The organism is Nocardioides sp. zg-1230, from assembly GCF_013155335.1.
GTDB lineage: Bacteria > Actinomycetota > Actinomycetes > Propionibacteriales > Nocardioidaceae > Nocardioides.
On record NZ_JABJQZ010000001.1, the window covers coordinates 700,446 to 718,102 of the forward strand.

The window sequence follows — 17,657 nt, forward strand, 5'->3', positions numbered from 1 at the left end:
GGTCGGGCGTGGCGGGGCGCCGCCGGGTCAGTCGAGCTGCGTGGCGATCCACTTCTGCAGCTCGGCGACCCCGTCGCGGAGGCTCCAGCGGGGCTCCCAGCCGAGGTGCCGGACGGTGTCCTCGACCGTGCAGGAGGCGTGGCGGACGTCGCCGTCGCGGTACTGGCCGGTGACGTGGGGCTCGGGCGCGGAGTGGTAGCGGGCGATCTCGCGGGCGAGATCGCCGATCGTCGTACGCACGCCGCTGCCGATGTCGACGGTGCGCATGTGGTCGGCGGGCTTGTGGGCGATGACCGCGACCAGGGCGCTGACCACGTCGTCGATGTAGACGAAGTCGCGGGTGATGTCGCCGTCCTCGTAGAGCGGGATCGACTCCCCCTCGCGCGCCAGGCGCGAGAAGAGCGACACGATGCCGGTGTACGGGTTGGACAGCGACTGGCGGGGGCCGTAGACGTTCTGCAGCCGCAGCACCGAGAGCCGGGTGTCGTGCGAGCCCGTCCACGCGGCGAGGATCTGCTCCTGGGCGAGCTTGGTTGCGCCGTAGACGTTGATGGGGTTGGGGTGGGTGCCGGCGACGGAGTTGGGCACGTGGGCCGCCCGGTCGCCGTGGTCCCACTGGCCGGCCTCGAGCTGGGCGTGCGTGCGCAGCCCGGGCTGGAAGGTCGTCCCGTCGGGGTTGCGCCACAGCCCCTCGCCGTAGACCGCGCGCGAGCTGGTGAGCACCACGTGCGAGGGCACGTGGCCGGCCCGGGTGCAGGCATCGAGCAGCTGGGTGGTGCCGACGACGTTGACCATCCCGTGTCGGGTGCTCTCCGACAGCGACTGCGCGGTGCCCGTCTCGGCGGCGAGGTGGACGACCGTGTCGGGCCGCAGGTCGGCCACGACGGCGTCGAGGTCCTCGGCGCTGGTGACGTCACCGACGCGCAGGTCGACGGCGTCGGGGAGGTCGGCCGGCGGGGTCGAGCCGGGGTGGACCTGCGGGTGCAGGTTGTCGAGCACGACCCACCGCTCGGCGGATTCCGCGAGCTCGCGCGCCAGCGTCGTACCGATGAAGCCGGCACCACCCGTGACGAGGACCCGGCCACCTGCCTGCTGCTGAGAGGACATGGGTCGACCCTATGAGACTCCGCGGGAAAGGTGGATGTCGCGCCGCCCGGGCACTGGCAGACTGACCTGCATGACGCCGCAGCCCCGCCTGCTCCCGCCTCCGGCCGCCTGAGCCGGAGCGGTCCGCCGCTCCCCACGAGCCCTCTCCCGACTCGCACCGGAGCGTCCCTGTCATGCCCACCTCGTCCCCGTCCCACCTGCGCGGCCTCGCCGAGGTCGCCGCCGCCAGCGTCCTGTGGGGCACCGGCGGCCTCGCGGTCCAGCTGATCCGCGAGCGCGCGGCCCTGTCCCCCGTCACCATCAGCGCCTGGCGGATGGTGATCGCCGCCGCGGTGCTGGTGGTCGCCCTCCTCGTGCTGCGGCGCGCCGGCGAGCTCGTCGACCTCGCCCGCGCCCGCCCACGGCAGCTGCTGGCCGTCGGTGTCGGCACCGCCGCCTACCAGGGCTTCTACTTCGTCTCCGTGACGCAGGTCGGCGTTGCCGTCTCGACCGTGGTGAGCCTCGGCCTGGCCCCCGTGCTGCTGACCGTCGCGGAGTCCGTACGCCACCGACGTACGCCGACCCGCTCGCGGCTGGCGGTCCTCGCCGCGGCACTCACCGGGCTGGTGCTGGTCAGCGTGGCGGGGCACGAGTCCGGCACCGGGCCCGCGCCGGTGGCGGGCGTGTTGCTCGCGCTCGCGTCGGGGACGACGTACGCGCTCACCACCGTTGCCGGCGGCTCCATCAGCCGGCAGGCCTCGCCGCTGGTGCTGACGAGCGGGATGACCCTGGTCGGAGCCGTCACCCTGGGGCCGTGCCTGGCGCTGGTCGACGGGCCGCTCGTCACCGACGACCCCGCCGCGGTTGCCTGGCTGGTCTACCTCGGGGCGCTGACGATGGCTCTGGCCTACGTCCTGCTCTACTCCGGGCTGCGCGTGGTCGCGCCGAGCACCGCCGTCACGGCGAGCCTGGTGGAGCCGGTCACGGCGGCGGTCATCGCGGCGGTCGTACTGTCGGAGGCCCTGGGACCGGCCGCGGTCGTCGGCATCCTGCTCGTGCTCGGCGCGGTGGCCGGGCTCGGCCGGGCGAGCACGGCAGCCGGGCCGGTGCTGCCGGACGCCGGGGCACCGGCGCCCTGACGGCTAGGGGTAGTCGACCTCGACCGTCACCCAGTCGACGAGCATGCTCTGCCGACTGCCGCCGGGGACGGCGTGCTCGGGCTTGACGTCCTTGTTGGACAGCCGGATCTGGATGGGAGCGGCGTTGCCGGGGACTCGGCGGGGGTCGGGCGCGGAGGTGATCTCGTAGGGGCGGTTGCCGGCGGTGTCACTGGCGGAGAACAGGGTCGTGTCACCACCGACGGTGAACTCTGCGGAGTAGCTCCAGAACCTGCTCCACGGCTCGGCCCCGACCGGGAAGTACTGCGTCACCGGGGTCATGATCGGCGCCCGCCCCGTGGCGGCGCAGGCGTTGACGGCCGTCTCCGGGGTGTCGTCGTAGCAGATGTGGGAGGCGAACTGGGCACCCGCGGGCTTGAGCGGGCCGTAGCTCTCGATCACGTCGATCTCGCGCGGGTCGACGCCGTTGGGGTGCTGGACCCACAGGGCGGCGTAGTTGCTGCCGGTGTCAGGCATGAGCAGGCTGGCCGTCACCCGCACCCGGGTGCCGACCGGGAGGGTCCAGCCCTGGTTGGTGCGGATCTGGGACTGGTGGCCGACCTCGAGCTGGCCCAGACCGTTCTGCGCGGCCGCGTTGGTCCACAGCATGTTGTGCCACTGGTCCGACCACACCCCGGCGGGGCCGTCGAACCCGTCGTGGAACACGGTCTCCCAGCCCGAGACCGGCGTGGGCTCGGGGGTCAGTGTCGGCGCCGGAGGCGGCTCCGGCGCCGGCTCAGGGACGGCGGGCGTGGGCTCGGGCGTCGGGTCGACGGACTCGATGACCGCCGCGCCACCGCCGAACCCGGCGGGCGCGTCGGCGACGACGATCAGGAGGAGCGCCGTCACGACCGTGCCGAGGGCGCGCGCGAGCAGGGACATCACCCTCCTGGAGTCAGCTGACGGACCGGGACCAGAGCGCAGAATTCTACGGGGCACCACCGACGACGGGCATGCGCCGGGCTCAGCCGACCGTCGTCAGCAGCTGCGTGGCGCGGGTGAGGACGACGTAGAGCGTCGCCCGACCGGTGGCCGACTCGTCCTCGATCTCCTGCGGCGCGACGACCACGATGCCGTCGAACTCCAGGCCCTTGGTGTCGAGGCCGGTCAGCACCACGACGCGGTCCTCGCCGCTCGGCGTGACGCTGGAGTCCACGGCCGCGCGGGCGTTGGGTGCGGCGTCGGCCAGCTCGGGCCACGACGCCAGCCAGGCGTTGACCTCCGAGCGCCGGGCGACCGGCACGACGATGCCGACGGTGCCCTCGACGCGGTCGGCGGTCGTCGTCACGGCCTGGCGCACGGCGGCCTCGAGCTCGTCGACCGGGCCCACGACCTGCGGCTCCTCGCCGGTGCGGCGTACGGCGTCGGGCAGGTCGGCGTCGAGGCCCACCCGGCGGGCGTAGTCGGCGGCGAAGGCGTAGATCTCGGCCGAGTTGCGGTAGTTGGTGGAGAGGTGGAACTCGTGGAGCTCCTTGCCCTCCAGCGCCTCGGCGCGCGCGGCGGCGGCCTCGGGGGCGTCGGGCCACGACGACTGGGCCGGGTCGCCGACGATCGTCCAGCTCGCGGTGCGGCCGCGACGGCCGACCATCCGCCACTGCATGGGGGTGAGGTCCTGCGCCTCGTCGATGAGGACGTGGGCGTAGCCGTCGTCCTCGATGCGGTGCGTCGGCGGCGCCCACTGCCGGCCGCCGGGGGCGTAGTCCCGCTCGGAGATCGTGGTGAGCTCCTGGAGGTCGACCCCGCCCTCGAGCAGACCGGTCTCGTCGAGGTCGCGCTCGTCGTCGGTGCGCTGCGGGACGTCGCCGAGGGCGTAGCGCAGCTCGTCGATCAACGGCACGTCCTCGATGGACAGGTCATCGGCCACCCACGACTTGGCCAGCAGCACCTGCTCCTCGCGGCTGATCACGCCCTCGCCGACGCGGGCGAGGAAGTCGGGCTCGCGCAGCCACCTGAAGACGGTCTGCGCGTCCAGCGGCGGCCACCAAGCCGAGGCGAACTCCACGAACCCGGCGTGGCCGAGCATGTCGTCGTCAAAGGCCTCGCGCCCGCGCTCGCGGCCCCGCTCACCGGTGACCTGGCGCCACATGGCGTCGAGCAGCGTCTTGGCCACCCGCGGGAGCTGGCGGTTGCGACGCCCCTGCGACATGAGCTGGCGACGCAGCCGGCCGAGCAGGCCGGGGTCGAGCACGATGGTCTCGTCGCGCCAGTAGATGCGGAAGCTGGTCGGGGCGCCGGGCGCGTGCTGGCGCGCGGTGCGGCGCAGCAGCTCGGCCATCCGGGTCGCGCCCTTGACGTCGGCCACCGCGGGCTCGTCGTGGCGGGTGGCGCGGATGCCACCGACGACCTCGCCGAGGGAGCGCAGCGCCACGGCGGTCTCGCCGAGGCTCGGCAGGACCCGCTCGATGTAGCGCATGAACACGCCGCTGGGGCCGACGACGAGCACGCCGCCGCCCTCGTAGCGACGACGGTCGGAGTAGAGCAGGAACGCGGCACGGTGCAGGGCGACGACCGTCTTGCCGGTGCCGGGGCCGCCGGAGATCGACACCACGCCCTTGCCGGGCGCGCGGATCGCCTGGTCCTGCTCGGCCTGGATGGTGGCCACGATCGAGTGCATCGAGCGGTCGCGGGCGCGTGAGAGCTGCGCCATCAGGGCGCCCTCGCCGACGATCGGCAGGTCGGTCTCGACCTGGTCGTCGAGCAGCTCGTCCTCGACGCCGATGACCGTGCGGTGCAGCGAGCGCAGCACGCGACGGCGTACGACGCCGGACGGGGTCGCGGCCGTGGCCTGGTAGAACACCCCGGCCGCCGGGGCGCGCCAGTCGATGAGCAGCACGTCACGGTCGGCGTTGCGCACGCCGATGCGGCCGATGTAGCGCGGCTGGGGGTCGATCGCCGGGTCGAGGTCGAGCCGGCCGAAGACCAGCCCCTCGTGGGCGGCATCGAGCTGGGCGATGCGCTTGGCGGCCTGGAAGACCATCGCGTCGCGCTCGACGAGGCCGCCCTCGTGCTCCAGCCGGCCGCGGTTGCGCCCCTCGGTCGCCAGCGCCCGGGCGTTCACCATGGACGCCTCGAGCTGCACGTAGACCTCGTCGACGTACGCCTGCTCCGCCGCGATCTCCCTGCCCTCGATCGACTCTGCGAGCTCCTCGCTCAACTCCCGCTCCTCATCCCCCGATGAACCACTGCCCAACGGTCCCGGACAGACCGACAAGCGTACCGGCGAGCACCGACGACCACCGACTTCTCGCGCATCGTGGACCGGACGACCATCACGCCAGGAGCAGCACGGCGCCCACGAGGCACACCACGGCGCCGACCGTGCGGATCAGGTCGGCACGCCCCAGCGCGCCGAGCAGCTCCGGGCGCTCCGCCGCCGGGACGGTCGCGAGCCGGCCGTGCACGGGAGCGGCGAGCACGGCGGTGGTGACCACCGACAGCGCCCCACCGGCCAGTGCGAGCCACGTGCCTCCGGCGTCCGGCTCCGCCATCGCCGTCCAGGCGAGGGCGAGGACCAGCGGCACGTAGAGCACCCCCACCAGCGGTGCGATCCGTCGCGAGTGCCGCTCGTGCGCCCCGGGCCATGCATCGTCCGCTACCTCCCGGAGGGCCGGGTAGACCACCGCGGCGACCGTCAGCTGGAAGCCGAGGTGGGCGGCCGCGACGAGCAGCAGCCAGGTGGCCGGAGCGGCGGGGCTCACGCGAACGCCTCCGGGCCGAGGTCGTGCTCACCCGCAACGATCGCCTCCACGACCCGTCGTGCGATCGCGGTGGGGTCCTTGCCGGCCGGCAGCCGCGGCGCCTCGCCGGCCAGCGGGCGCGAGGCCAGGCCGGTCTCGGTGTGCGGGGGACGGACGTCGTACACCTCGACGCGGCTGCGCCGCAGCTCGGTGCGCAGGGCGGTCGCGGCGGCGCTGAGGGCGGCCTTGCTGGCGGAGTACGCCGCCATCCGCGGCAGCGGCTGCTCGGCGACGACGGCGCTGAGCTGGACCACGAAGCCCTGCGACTCCGCGAGCAGCGGCATCACCCGGCGGAGCAGGAAGAGCGGCCCCACGACGTTGGTGAGGAACAGCTCCTCGACCACCTCGTCCGGGGTGTCGACGAGGGAGCCGAACGCCACGACGCCGGCGGCGTTGACCAGCCCGTCGAGGCCGCCGAGGTGCTCCCGCGCGGCGGCCGCGACGGCGTCACCGGCCGTCGCGTCGCCCAGGTCGGCCACGACCCGGACCTCGGTCTCCAGCGCGTCGACCCGGTCGGGGTCCCGCCCGGTCACCAGAAGCCGGGCGCCGCGCACGGCGAGCTCGGCCGCCAGCAGGGTGCCGAGCGCGCCGGTGGCTCCGACCACGGCGATGCGAGCGCCTGCGAGCTCGCGGGGGTCGCGCTGTGTCACGGCTGCCTCCATCGAAGTGGGTCCTTCCCACTTCTCCGTCCCTGCGCCGCGGACGGATGCAGTCGCGCGCTACTTCTTGCGGGAGAGGAAGGCGGTCATCGCCTCCCGCGCCTCGTCGGAGGCGAAGAGCCGGGTGCTGGTCGCGGCCATCTCCTCGCCCAGCGCGTCGATGCGCGCCACCAGGTCGCGGTTGAGGATGCGCTTGGACTCGCGGAGGCCCTGGGGGGCGCCCGTCGCCAGGCTGGCGCAGACCGCCGCCACCTCGGCGTCGAGGTCGTCGGCGGGGACCGCCTTCGTCACCAGGCCGTACGCCGCTGCCTCGGCGCCGGTGAAGACCTCCCCGCCGAGCGTGGTGAGCGCCGCGGCCCGCGGGTTCATCCGGTGGTGGACCGTCAGGCTGATGATCGCGGCGGCCAACCCGAGCTTGACCTCGGTGAGCGCGAAGGTGGCGTCGTCCGCGCTGATGGCGATGTCGGCCGCCGCGACGATCCCGATGCCGCCGGCGCGGACCGCGCCGAGGTTCTTGGTGACCACCGGCTTGTCGAGGGTGGCGACGAGCCGCTGCAGCTCGACGATGCGGCGGGTGCCGGCCTCCATGCCCTCGGTCGACGCCTCGGTGAGGTCGGCGCCGGAGCAGAAGACCTTGCCGGAGCTCTCGACCAGCACCGCCCGCACGGCGGGGTCGGCGCCCGCCCGCTCGAGGTGGGCGTAGAGCTCGGTCACCAGCTGCCGGCTCAGGGCGTTGCGGTTGGCCGGGCTGTCGAGCGTGATGGTGGCGACGGCGTCGACCACGGCGTAGTGCACCAGCTCTGCGGGGGCGTCGGTCATGGCGGTCATCCTGCCGCACGGGGCGCGCGCCCCCGGGCGGGGTAGTCCAGTGGGATCTGGTCGCCTCGCCGGGGTAGTCCAGTGAGTTCTGGTCGTCCGGCGGCCCGATTGACGACCATCCGTCACTGGACTACCCCGGCGGGCCATCCGTCCCCACCCCCGGCTCCGAACACCGCCCATGCACTCCCTCGACCAGCGGTCCCGGCCGCGCGCCCTGCGCCACGCGGCGTACGGCGTGCTCGCCACCGTCGTCGGCCTGGCGGCGGCCCACCTGGTCGCAGCGCTGACCGTGCCGGCGGCCTCCCCCGTGCTAGCGGTCGGCTCGACCGTCATCGACCTCACGCCCACGCCGCTCAAGGAGTGGGCGATCCGGCAGTTCGGCAGTGCGGACAAGCTGGTCCTGGTCGGCTCGGTGACCGTGGTCGTGCTGCTGCTGGCGGCCGTCGCCGGCGTGGTCACGGCGCGTCGCGAGACGCCCGGGCTGCTGATCCTCGTGGGCCTCGCCGGCCTCGCCGGCGTGCTCGCCGTCCTGCGCCCGGGCTCCGGGCCGCTGGACCTCCTTCCTGCCCTGGTCGCCGCCGCTGTCGGTGCCACCGCGCTGTGGTGGCTGCACCGCATCGACGGCCAGGGCACTGCGGACCCGTCGCCGGGGGTCGACGGTCCGTCACGACGCGGGGTCGTGCTGGCCACCGGCGGCCTCGCCGTGGCCGCGGCAGCCATGGGGGCCGCCGGGCGCTGGGTGACGTCGTACCGCCTCGGCGGGACCGACGTGGCCCTGCCGGTCGCCACCGACCCCGCGTCGTCCTTCCCCGCCGGCCTGGAGGAGCGGTACGACGGCATCACGCCGCTGCGGACCCCGACCGCTGACTTCTACCGCGTCGACACCCGCCTGACCCTCCCCACGGTCGACGTGGAGTCGTGGACGCTGACCATCGACGGCGACGTCGACCGGGAGGTCACGCTGACCTTCGACGACCTCGCCGCGATGGACACCGTCGAGCGTGACATCACGCTCACGTGCGTCTCCAACGAGGTCGGCGGACCCTACGTCGGCGGCGCCCGCTGGCTCGGCGTACCCCTCGCCGCCGTGCTCGACCTCGCCGGGATCGACGCGACGAAGGCCGACCAGATCCTGTCGACGGACGTGGACGGGATGACCATCTCGACGCCGCTGGACGTGGCCCTGGACGGGCGCGACGCGATGATCGCGATCGGGATGAACGGCGGCCCCCTGCCGCGTGCCAACGGCTTCCCGGCCCGGATGGTCGTCCCGGGGCTCTACGGCTTCGTCAGCGCGTGCAAGTGGATCACCCGCATGACGCTGACGACGTACGACGCCGAGCAGGCCTACTGGACCGAGCGCGACTGGGCCATCGACGCCCCCATCAAGATCTCCAGCCGCATCGACACCCCCAAGCCGCTGTCGGAGACCGACGCCGGCACCGTCGTGATCGGCGGCATCGCCTGGGCCCAGGGCGTCGGCATCGACAAGGTCGACGTACGCGTCGACGGCGGCGCCTGGCAGCCCGCCGAGCTCGGCCCGCAGGTCACCGACGACTACTGGCGCCAGTGGTTCATCGAGTGGGACGCCGAGCCCGGCCGGCACCTCATCGCCTGTCGCGCCACCAACAAGGCCGGCGACGTGCAGACCGACGTCCGGATGCGGCCGTTCCCCGAGGGTTCCAGCGGGCTGCAGGAGATCTCGGTCCTCATCTCCTGACGGCGCCGCGCTCGCCCACCCCTCCACCGCCCGGCGGCCCCGTTCCCGACCTTGTCCAAGGATTGTCCAAAGTTTTTCCCCGAATCACCCATCCGCCCCGGGAGCGGCCCCGAACACCTCCCGACAGCGGGCCCACGGGCCCACCGACTGGCTCCAACCGAAAGGCAGTGCCATGAACACCAAGCTCCGCACCCGCTCGATGGGCCTCGCCGCCCTCGCCCTGACCGCGTCGATGGGCCTGGCTGCCTGTGGCAACGAGGCCGACACCGAGAACGCCTCCGAGTCCACCACGTCCGAGGCCCCCATGGAGGAGGAGACCATGGAGTCCGAGGAGCCGATGGAGTCCGAGGAGCCGATGGCTGCCGACGCTCCCTTCGGTCCCGGCTGTGCCGGCGTCCCCACCTCCGGTGAGGGCTCCGTCGAGGGCATGGCCGACGACCCGGTCGCCACCGCCGCCTCCAACAACCCGCTTCTCGAGACCCTGGTCACCGCCGTCGGCGAGGCCGAGCTGGTCGACACGCTGAACTCCGCCGAGGCGCTGACCGTGTTCGCCCCGACCAACGACGCGTTCGCGGCGATCCCGAAGAAGGACCTCAACGCGCTGCTCGCCGACAAGGAGGCGCTGACCACCGTCCTGACGCACCACGTCGTGGGCGAGCAGATCGCCCCCGAGGACCTCGCCGGTGAGCACGAGACCCTGGCTGGCGACATGATCACCGTCGAGGGCGAGGGCGAGGAGTTCACCATCGGTGAGGCCAGCGTCGTCTGCGGCAACGTGCAGACCGCCAACGCCACCGTGTACGTCGTCGACCAGGTCCTGATGCCGCAGATGTGACGTCCCCCGACGATCACTAGGCAAGGATGACGACGTGGACCACGTGAGGCCCGTACCGGACGGGGCGCCCCAGGGCGCCCCGTCCGGGGGCGACGCAGCCAAGGGCGACGCTGCCCGACTCGCCGACCTGCTCCGGCAGGCGGCCCTGGGCGACGAGGGCGCCTTCGCTGATTTCTACGACGCGACGTCGGCCCGGGCCTACGGCCTGGCGCTGCGGGTGGTCCGCAACCCGGCACACGCCGAAGAGGTCACCCAGGAGGCCTACCTCGACGCGTGGCGGTCCAGCACGAGGTACGACGCCGAGCGCGGCAGCGCGGTCGGCTGGCTGATGACGATCGTGCACCGCAAGGCCGTGGACCGGGTCCGCTCGGTCGAGGCCGCCACGTCTCGTGACGAGACCTGGAACCGGGAGGCGGCCCCGACCGATCACGACCAGACCGCGGAGGCCGCGCACGCCTCGCTCGACGCCGCTCGGGTGCGCGGCGCGGTCGCCACGCTGACCGACGTGCAGCGCCAGGCCGTCGAGCTCACCTACTTCGGCGGCTACACGCACACCGAGGTCGCCACCTTGCTGGACGTCCCACTGGGGACGGCCAAGACCCGAATACGCGACGGACTGATCCGCCTGCGAGACCTGATGGGAGTTGCCTCATGAGCGAGCTCGACGTTCACAAGCTCACGGGCGCCTATGCGATGGACGCGCTCGACGAGCTCGAGCGCGCGCGGTTCGAGCAGCACCTCGCCCAGTGCGAGGACTGCCGCGCCGAGGTGGCGGAGCTGCGCGAGACCGCGGCCCTTCTCGCCGAGACCACCGCCGTCGCCCCTCCCGCGTCGCTGCGCGACTCGGTCCTCTCCGGCATCTCGCAGGTCCGTCCGCTCGCTCCGGAGGTGCCCACCTCCCCGACGCGCCACGCCGCACGCCCGGCCGCCCGGGGGCGGGCCTGGATGCCCTTTCTGGTCGCGGCGGCACTCGCGCTCGTCGTCGGTGTCGGCGCCCTGGTGATGCAGCCGTGGGCTCCGTCAGACGACGTCAAGCGCCTGACCGCGGCCGAGCAGGTCCTGCAGGCACCGGACGCCGAGGAGGTGTTCGTCGACCTCGGTGAGGCCGGACGCGCGACCGTCGTCCGCTCGAAGTCGCAGGACCGCGCGGTGATCTCCACCGAGGACATGGTCTCGGCACCCTCGGGCAAGGACTACGAGCTGTGGTTCATCGAGGGGGACGAGTTCGTCTCCGCCGGACTGATGCCCGACGAGCCCGACCAGACGGTCGTCCTCGACGGGTCCGCCGGAAAGGCCGCGGCCGTCGGCATCACCGTCGAGCCCGACGGCGGCTCCGCGCAGCCCACGAGCGACCCGATCGCCGTCTTCGACCTCACCGAGGCGACATGAGCACCCCACGACGTTCTTCTCCTCCGCTCCGCTCCCCCGAACAACGCCGCGGGGACCCCGCGTGACCTCTGAAGAGCCACGCCGGATCGCCGTCGTCGGCTCCGGCGTGGCGGGGCTCACTGCTGCCTGGATCGCCTCGCGCACCGCGCACGTGACCCTCTACGAGGCCGACGACCGGCTCGGCGGCCACGCCGACACCCACCGGGTCGCCACCCCCGACGGCGAGCTCGCCATCGACACCGGCTTCATCGTCCACAACCGCCGCACGTACCCCACGCTCCTGCGCCTGTTCGCCGAGCTCGGCGTGCAGACCCAGCCCTCGGAGATGTCGCTCTCGGTGAGCGACGCCGCCACCGGCCTGGAGTACGCCGGCGCGCTAGGGCCGCGCGGCCTCTTCGCCCAGCGGTCGTCGCTCCGCTCCCTCGAGCACTGGCGGATGCTGCTGGAGATCCCGCGCTTCCACCGTCGCGCGAAGGCGCTGCTCGCCGATGGCGCTGCGTCATCCGGATCGGCACCCATGGGTGCGGACTCGCATGACGCAGGCGCCGACCGGACGCTGCGCGACTTCCTCGACGACGGCGGCTTCTCCCCCGGCTTCGTCCGGCACTTCATGGAGCCGCTGGTGGCCGCGGTGTGGTCGTGCGACCCGGCGACCTCGCTCGACTACCCCGCCCGCTACCTCTTCACCTTCCTCGAGCACCACGGCATGCTCGGGGTCTTCGGCTCGCCCGAGTGGCGCACGGTCACGGGTGGCTCCGCGACGTACGTCGCCGCGGTGGCCGCCGGCCTGCAGGAGGTCCGCCTCGAGACCAAGGTGACGTCGGTGCGCGAGCTCGCGGACGGCGTCGAGGTCACCCACGGGAGCGGCGCCACCACCCGCTTCGACGCGGTCGTGGTCGCCACCCACCCGTCCCACGCCCTCGGGATGCTCGAGTCGCCGACCGACCTCCAGCGCGAGGTCCTGTCCGCCCTGCCCTACAGCAGCAACCCCGCGCTCCTGCACACCGACACCTCGCTGCTGCCCGACGCTCCCGGTGCCCGCGCGAGCTGGAACTTCCGCCGCCCTGCGACTGAGCCCGGCGCGTCGGAGGCAGGCGGCGTGACCGTCACCTACGACCTCACCCGTCTCCAGCGGCTGCCCACCGACACGCACTACCTCGTCACCCTGGGCGGCGAGGACCTGGTCGACCCGGCGAGCGTGATCGACCGGATGGAGTACGAGCACCCGCTCTACACGCCGGCGTCGGTCGCCGCCTCGCGTCGGCTGCCCGAGATCAACACCGCGCGGATCGCCTTCGCCGGGGCCTACCACGGCTGGGGGTTCCACGAGGACGGCTCACGCTCCGGCGTCGCCGCGGCGACCCACCTCGACCTCCCGTGGGTACGCCCCGCCCGCACGCTGCCCCGGCCCGGCCGCTTCGAGACCACCATCCGCCACACCCGGCGCAGCCCGTTCCGGCGCAGCTTCGAGCACCGCTCGACCTTCTGGCTGGTCGACCTCGACGACCTGCCGGACCACGGCGTGCTGGCGCGGTTCGAGGCGCGGGATCACCTCGGCTCGCCCGAGCGCAGCCTGCGAGACAACGTCGAGTCGTTCCTCGCCGACAACGGTGTCTCGCTCGGCGACGGCGAGCGCCCCGGCACGATCCTGATGGCCGCGCACCCGCGCTCGCTCGGGCACTGCTTCAACCCGATCAGCGTCTTCTGGTGCTTCGACGACCAGGGGCGCCAGGCGGGCGTCGTCGTCGAGGTGCACAACACCTACGGCGACCGCCACGCCTACCTCGTCCACCCCGACGAGCAGGGCCGCGCCCGCACCGACAAGGCGATGTACGTCTCGCCCTTCCACGGCGTCGACGGCTGGTACGACGTCGCCGTACCGGTCCCGACCGACCGCCTCGACATCGCGGTGACCCTCCGCGACCACGACAGCGACCACGACGGCGGCCACGACGGCGGCCACGACGACGGCCACGACAGCAGCACCGACGGCGGATCGCCGCCGTTCAGCGCCAGCCTGACCGGCACCCGCAGCGACGTACCTGTGCGCCGGACCCTCGGCGCCACGCTGCGCGGCAGCGCACTGATCCGTGCGCACGGCATCTGGCTGTGGACCCGCCGGCTGCCGGTCCGTCCCCGTCCGACACACCGACAGGAGGGCGTCCAGTGACCCTCGAGAAGAACCACCCCGACACCCGCACCCAGGGCATGCCCGCCCTCGAGCAGCTCCCGACCGGACCCCGCACCGCCGTCTCGGCCGCGGTGGCGCGTCGCCTGTTCCGCGCCGCGGTCGCCCGCCTCGACGTCACGGTGGTGGAGGAGCCGACCGGGCGCAGCTTCGGGCAGGGCGGACCCGTCATGCGCCTGCACCGGCCCGAGGAGTTCTACGCCCGCGTCGGCCGCGACGGGCTGATCGGCTTCGGCGAGGCCTACCTGACCGGCGCGTGGGACGCCGACGACCTGGCCGGCTTCCTCACCGTGCCGGCAGCCCGCATGGGCACACTGGTCCCGGAGCCGCTGCAGCGACTCCGTGCCTTCGTCACGCCCCGGCTGCCCAGCCACCAGCGCAGCACCGAGGCCAACAGCCAGGCCAACATCTCGCACCACTACGACCTGTCCAACGAGCTCTTCGCGCTCTTCCTCGACGAGACGCTGAGCTATTCGTCCGCGCTCTTCGACACCTCCTTCGTCCCCACCGGGAAGGGCCCCGGCTCCGTGGGTGACCACCTGGTCGCCACTCCACCAGAGCCCACCGACACCGCCGACCCCACGCAGCACCACCCCGACCTCGCCGACGCCCAGGGCCGCAAGATCGAACGCCTCCTCGACGAGGCCGGGGTCACCGAGGGCTCCCGGGTCCTCGAGATCGGCACCGGGTGGGGCGAGCTCGCCATCCGCGCCGCTCGCCGCGGCGCGACCGTCCACTCGATCACGCTCTCGGTGGAGCAGCTCGAGCTCGCCGAGAAGCGCATCGCCGCAGCCGGCTTCGCCGACCGGGTCCACGTCGAGCTGATGGACTACCGCGCGCTCGCCGCCACCGGAGCGACGTACGACGCCGTGCTGTCGGTGGAGATGATCGAGGCCGTCGGGCACGAGTTCTGGGGCACCTACTTCGGCACCATCGACCGCGTGCTCGCGCCGGGCGGCCGGGTCGCCATCCAGGCGATCACGATGCCGCACGACCGGATGCTCGCGACCCGCGACGGCCACACCTGGATCAACAAGTACATCTTCCCCGGCGGCTTCCTGCCCAGCGTGGAGGTCATCGACCAGGTCACCCGGGCGGAGACCTCGCTCCGGCTGACCGGGCAGCTCGCGATGGGCAGCCACTACGCCGAGACCCTGCGCCGCTGGGACCGCCGGTTCCTCGCCCAGCGCGACGCCGTGCTCGCCCTGGGCTTCGACGACCTCTTCACCCGGGTCTGGCACTTCTACCTCGCCTACTCGCAGGCGGGGTTCGCCAGCGGCTACATCGACGTCTCGCAGCTCACCTTCACCCGAGAGGACCGGTGACGACTCCGTGACCCAGACCGCCCCTCCTGCCGGCGTCACGCACACCTCCGCCGGGGTCGCCGACCGCCTCGCCGCCGCCGTGCGGCCCTTCATCGGCGGCGACGTGCCGGTGCGCCTGCAGGCGTGGGACGGCTCCGTCGCCGGCCCCGCAGGTGCCCCGCTGGTGGTGCTCCGCTCCCCCGACGCGTTGCGCAGGCTGCTGTGGCACCCGGGCGAGCTCGGCGCCGCCCAGGCCTACGTCACCGGTGAGCTGGACGTGCCCGAGCAGGACGGCTGGGACCTCGGGTCCGCCCTCACCCACGCCTTCGCTGTGGGGGCCGAGCGCGGGCTGTCGGGCGTACGCCTCTCCCCGCGCGCCATGGTCGACGCGGTCCGCACCGCCGCCGGCCTCGGCGCGCTCGGTCGGCCGCCCGCGCCCCCGGCCTCGCAGGCGCGGATCAGGGGCCGGCTGCACAGCCTGGCCCGCGACCGGTCGTCCATCAGCCACCACTACGACCTCTCCAACGAGTTCTACTCACTCATCCTCGAGCCGCAGATGGCCTACAGCTGCGGCTACCACGCGACCCCGGAGACGCCGCTCGAGGAGGCGCAGCGCGCCAAGCTCGACCTGGTCTGCACCAAGCTCGGCCTCGAACCCGGGATGCGCATGCTCGACGTCGGCTGCGGCTGGGGCTCGCTGTCCCTGCACGCCGCCGAGCAGTTCGGTGCCCAGATCACCGGCGTCACGATCTCGGCGGAGCAGAAGAGGTTCATCGACGCCCGCATCGCCGAGCGCGGCCTGCAGGACCGGGTCGAGATCCGGCTCCAGGACTACCGCGAGGTGCCCGAGCGCGATCACTTCGACGCCGTCGGCTCGCTCGAGATGGGCGAGCACGTCGGTGCCCGCAACTACGCGACGTACGTCGAGGTGCTGCGTCGCGCGGTGAAGCCGGGCGGGCGGGTGCTCGTGCAGCAGATGTCACGTCAGGGCGCCGGCGGCGGCCGGCACCCGGGCGGCGGGCCCTTCATCGAGTCGTTCATCGCCCCCGACATGACGATGCGGCCGGTCGGCGAGACCGTCGACCTCATCGAGGCCGGCGGGCTGGAGGTGCGCGACCTGCACGCGATGCGTGAGCACTACGTCCACACCGTCAACGGCTGGATCGACAACTTCGAGGCCAACCTGCCGCGACTGACCGAGCTGGTGGGCGAGGAGGTCGTCCGCGTCTGGCGGCTCTACCTCGTCGGCGGCGCGCTCGCCTTCCGCGACGGCCGGATGGGGGTCGACCAGATCCTGTCCGTCCGTCCCGGTGCGGCCCACACCCTGCCGGCGGTGCGTACGTGGTGAGTGCCGCGCTGGTCGCGCTCCTCGCCGCCGTCGTCGTGATGGGGTCGACGGCGGTGGTGAGCCGTCGCCTCGACCGGGTGGCGGTGGTCGACGTGGCCTGGGGGCTGGCCTTCGTGGCGATCGCGCTGGCCCTCGCCGTGCTCTGGCCCGACGCGCACTCCTGGCTCCTCGCCGCACTCGTCGTCGTGTGGGGAGGACGGCTCGCGTGGCACATCGGCCGCCGTTCGCGCGGCCACGGCGAGGACCCCCGCTACGAGAAGATGCTCGGCGGTCCCGGCTGGTCCGCCGGAGCGGGCCGCATCGTCACGAAGGTGTTCGCGACGCAGGCCGTGGTCGCGTTCCTCATCTCCGCACCGTTCCAGGTCGCGGCGGCGTACGACGTCCGCTGGTGGCCGGTGGTGTGGGTCGGCGTCGCGGTCTGGGCGGTGGGCGTGTTCTTCGAGGTGGTGGGCGACGCCCAGCTCGAGGCGTACAAGGCCAAGCCGCGGGAGTCGCGACCGGGGATCCTCGACACCGGTCTGTGGGGCTGGAGCCGGCACCCGAACTACTTCGGCGACGCGTGCGTGTGGTGGGGCCTGTGGATCGCCGGCGCGCTGGCCCTCGGCTGGCTTCCGGGCCTGCTCACCGTGTGGGCGCCCGCCGCGATGACGTACTTCGTGCGCAACGTGACCGGGGCCAAGCTCCTCGAGCGGACGATGTCGCAGCGCGAGGGGTGGGACGAGTACGCCGCCCGCGTACCGCTGTTCGTCCCCCGACCGCCCCACGGCTGAGCGACGTCGTCGGCGATCCCGGAGCCCGGCCGGGGGGTTCTGCACGTGCGGCGCCCGCCGTCGGGTGACAATGCGCCATGTGGGTGAGCACGAGGGGCTCGACTGCGCCGTCGAGGCGATGCAGGCGGGGGACGAGGCGGCGTTCCGCGTCGTCTACCGCCATGTCCAGCCACCCCTCCTGCGCTACCTGAGCGTCCTCGTCGGTCCTGCCGAGGCCGAGGACGTCGCCAGCGAGGCCTGGGCGCAGGCGTTCCGCGACCTCGATCGGTTCAGCGGCGACGCCGACGGCTTCCGCGGGTGGATCACCACCATCGGCCGCAACCGGGCCCTCGACCACATCCGCCACGCCCGGCGCCGTCCGGTCGCCGACGAGTCGATCGACGACCTCATCGACCTGCCCGACGACGTCGACCTCGAGGCCGACACCATCGGCCGGATCAACTCCGAGGCCGTCATCCGGCTGATCGGCACCCTGCCGCGCGACCAGGCCGAGGCCATCATGCTGCGCACGGTGCTCGGCTTCGACGCCCCGACCGCCGCCCGCATCCTCGGCAAGCGTCCCGGTGCGGTGCGCGCCGCGGCCCACCGCGGGCTCAAGCAGCTGGCGAAGCGAATTTCCGAGGAGCCGTAACACCTGTGGACGCC

The 17,657-nt window shown here is 73.3% G+C and carries 16 protein-coding genes; 10 read left to right on the plus strand and 6 right to left on the minus strand.

Annotated features, from left to right (window positions below; genetic code table 11):
• Positions 1-27: 27 nt before the first annotated feature.
• Entirely contained in the window at positions 28-1,107 is a 1,080-nt protein-coding gene (locus HOO61_RS03360) for an NAD(P)-dependent oxidoreductase (protein ID WP_172256920.1), read from the minus strand.
• A gap of 173 nt (positions 1,108-1,280) precedes the next feature.
• On the opposite strand from HOO61_RS03360, the gene HOO61_RS03365 reads away from it, so the two are divergent.
• Complete coding sequence (locus tag HOO61_RS03365; RefSeq protein WP_172256923.1) at positions 1,281-2,225, plus strand: DMT family transporter; 945 nt, start codon at positions 1,281-1,283, stop codon at positions 2,223-2,225.
• 3 nt (positions 2,226-2,228) lie between these two features.
• Here HOO61_RS03365 and HOO61_RS24435 read toward each other — a convergent pair whose 3' ends face one another.
• The 5 genes from HOO61_RS24435 to HOO61_RS03390 all read right to left on the minus strand — a co-directional run bounded on the left by HOO61_RS24435 (position 2,229) and on the right by HOO61_RS03390 (position 7,458).
• Complete coding sequence (locus HOO61_RS24435) at positions 2,229-3,125, minus strand: hypothetical protein (RefSeq protein WP_172256925.1); 897 nt, start codon at positions 3,123-3,125, stop codon at positions 2,229-2,231.
• Between the two features lie 82 nt (positions 3,126-3,207).
• The gene (locus tag HOO61_RS03375; protein WP_172256927.1) at positions 3,208-5,397 is read right to left on the minus strand and encodes a UvrD-helicase domain-containing protein; all 2,190 of its coding nucleotides are present in this window, start codon (positions 5,395-5,397) and stop codon (positions 3,208-3,210) included.
• Between the two features lie 115 nt (positions 5,398-5,512).
• Entirely contained in the window at positions 5,513-5,941 is a 429-nt protein-coding gene (locus HOO61_RS03380) for a hypothetical protein (RefSeq protein WP_172256929.1), read from the minus strand.
• A complete protein-coding gene (locus HOO61_RS03385) occupies positions 5,938-6,630 on the minus strand; it encodes an SDR family NAD(P)-dependent oxidoreductase (protein WP_216658531.1) in 693 nt (230 codons plus the stop codon). Before HOO61_RS03385 ends, HOO61_RS03380 begins: the two co-directional genes overlap by 4 nt.
• 69 nt (positions 6,631-6,699) lie before the next feature.
• Positions 6,700-7,458 carry an enoyl-CoA hydratase-related protein gene (locus tag HOO61_RS03390; protein WP_367650000.1) on the minus strand — a complete coding sequence of 253 codons (759 nt, stop codon included), beginning with the start codon at positions 7,456-7,458 and terminating at the stop codon, positions 6,700-6,702.
• Positions 7,459-7,636: 178 nt separating this feature from the next.
• Here HOO61_RS03390 and HOO61_RS03395 point away from each other — a divergent pair, with 178 nt between their 5' ends.
• The 9 genes from HOO61_RS03395 (at position 7,637) to HOO61_RS03435 (ending at position 17,643) form a co-directional block, all read left to right on the plus strand.
• Complete coding sequence (locus HOO61_RS03395) at positions 7,637-9,178, plus strand: molybdopterin-dependent oxidoreductase (RefSeq protein WP_172256935.1); 1,542 nt, start codon at positions 7,637-7,639, stop codon at positions 9,176-9,178.
• Positions 9,179-9,350: 172 nt separating this feature from the next.
• Positions 9,351-10,013 carry a fasciclin domain-containing protein gene (locus HOO61_RS03400; protein ID WP_172256937.1) on the plus strand — a complete coding sequence of 221 codons (663 nt, stop codon included), beginning with the start codon at positions 9,351-9,353 and terminating at the stop codon, positions 10,011-10,013.
• A gap of 34 nt (positions 10,014-10,047) precedes the next feature.
• Positions 10,048-10,668, plus strand: a complete 621-nt coding sequence (gene sigK / locus HOO61_RS03405) for an ECF RNA polymerase sigma factor SigK (RefSeq protein WP_172256939.1) — start codon at positions 10,048-10,050, stop codon at positions 10,666-10,668.
• Positions 10,665-11,402, plus strand: coding sequence for an anti-sigma factor (locus HOO61_RS03410; RefSeq protein ID WP_172256941.1), 738 nt, complete (start codon positions 10,665-10,667; stop codon positions 11,400-11,402). The genes sigK and HOO61_RS03410 overlap by 4 nt, the downstream gene beginning before the upstream one ends.
• Before the next feature lie 61 nt (positions 11,403-11,463).
• Entirely contained in the window at positions 11,464-13,572 is a 2,109-nt protein-coding gene (locus HOO61_RS24775) for an FAD-dependent oxidoreductase (protein ID WP_367650001.1), read from the plus strand.
• A complete protein-coding gene (locus HOO61_RS03420) occupies positions 13,569-14,915 on the plus strand; it encodes a class I SAM-dependent methyltransferase (protein WP_367650002.1) in 1,347 nt (448 codons plus the stop codon). Before HOO61_RS24775 ends, HOO61_RS03420 begins: the two co-directional genes overlap by 4 nt.
• 7 nt (positions 14,916-14,922) lie before the next feature.
• The gene (locus HOO61_RS03425) at positions 14,923-16,242 is read left to right on the plus strand and encodes a class I SAM-dependent methyltransferase (RefSeq protein WP_367650003.1); all 1,320 of its coding nucleotides are present in this window, start codon (positions 14,923-14,925) and stop codon (positions 16,240-16,242) included.
• Positions 16,239-17,012, plus strand: a complete 774-nt coding sequence (locus HOO61_RS03430) for a DUF1295 domain-containing protein (RefSeq protein ID WP_367650004.1) — start codon at positions 16,239-16,241, stop codon at positions 17,010-17,012. Before HOO61_RS03425 ends, HOO61_RS03430 begins: the two co-directional genes overlap by 4 nt.
• A gap of 79 nt (positions 17,013-17,091) precedes the next feature.
• Entirely contained in the window at positions 17,092-17,643 is a 552-nt protein-coding gene (locus HOO61_RS03435; RefSeq protein ID WP_216658532.1) for an RNA polymerase sigma factor, read from the plus strand.
• Positions 17,644-17,657 lie beyond the last annotated feature (14 nt).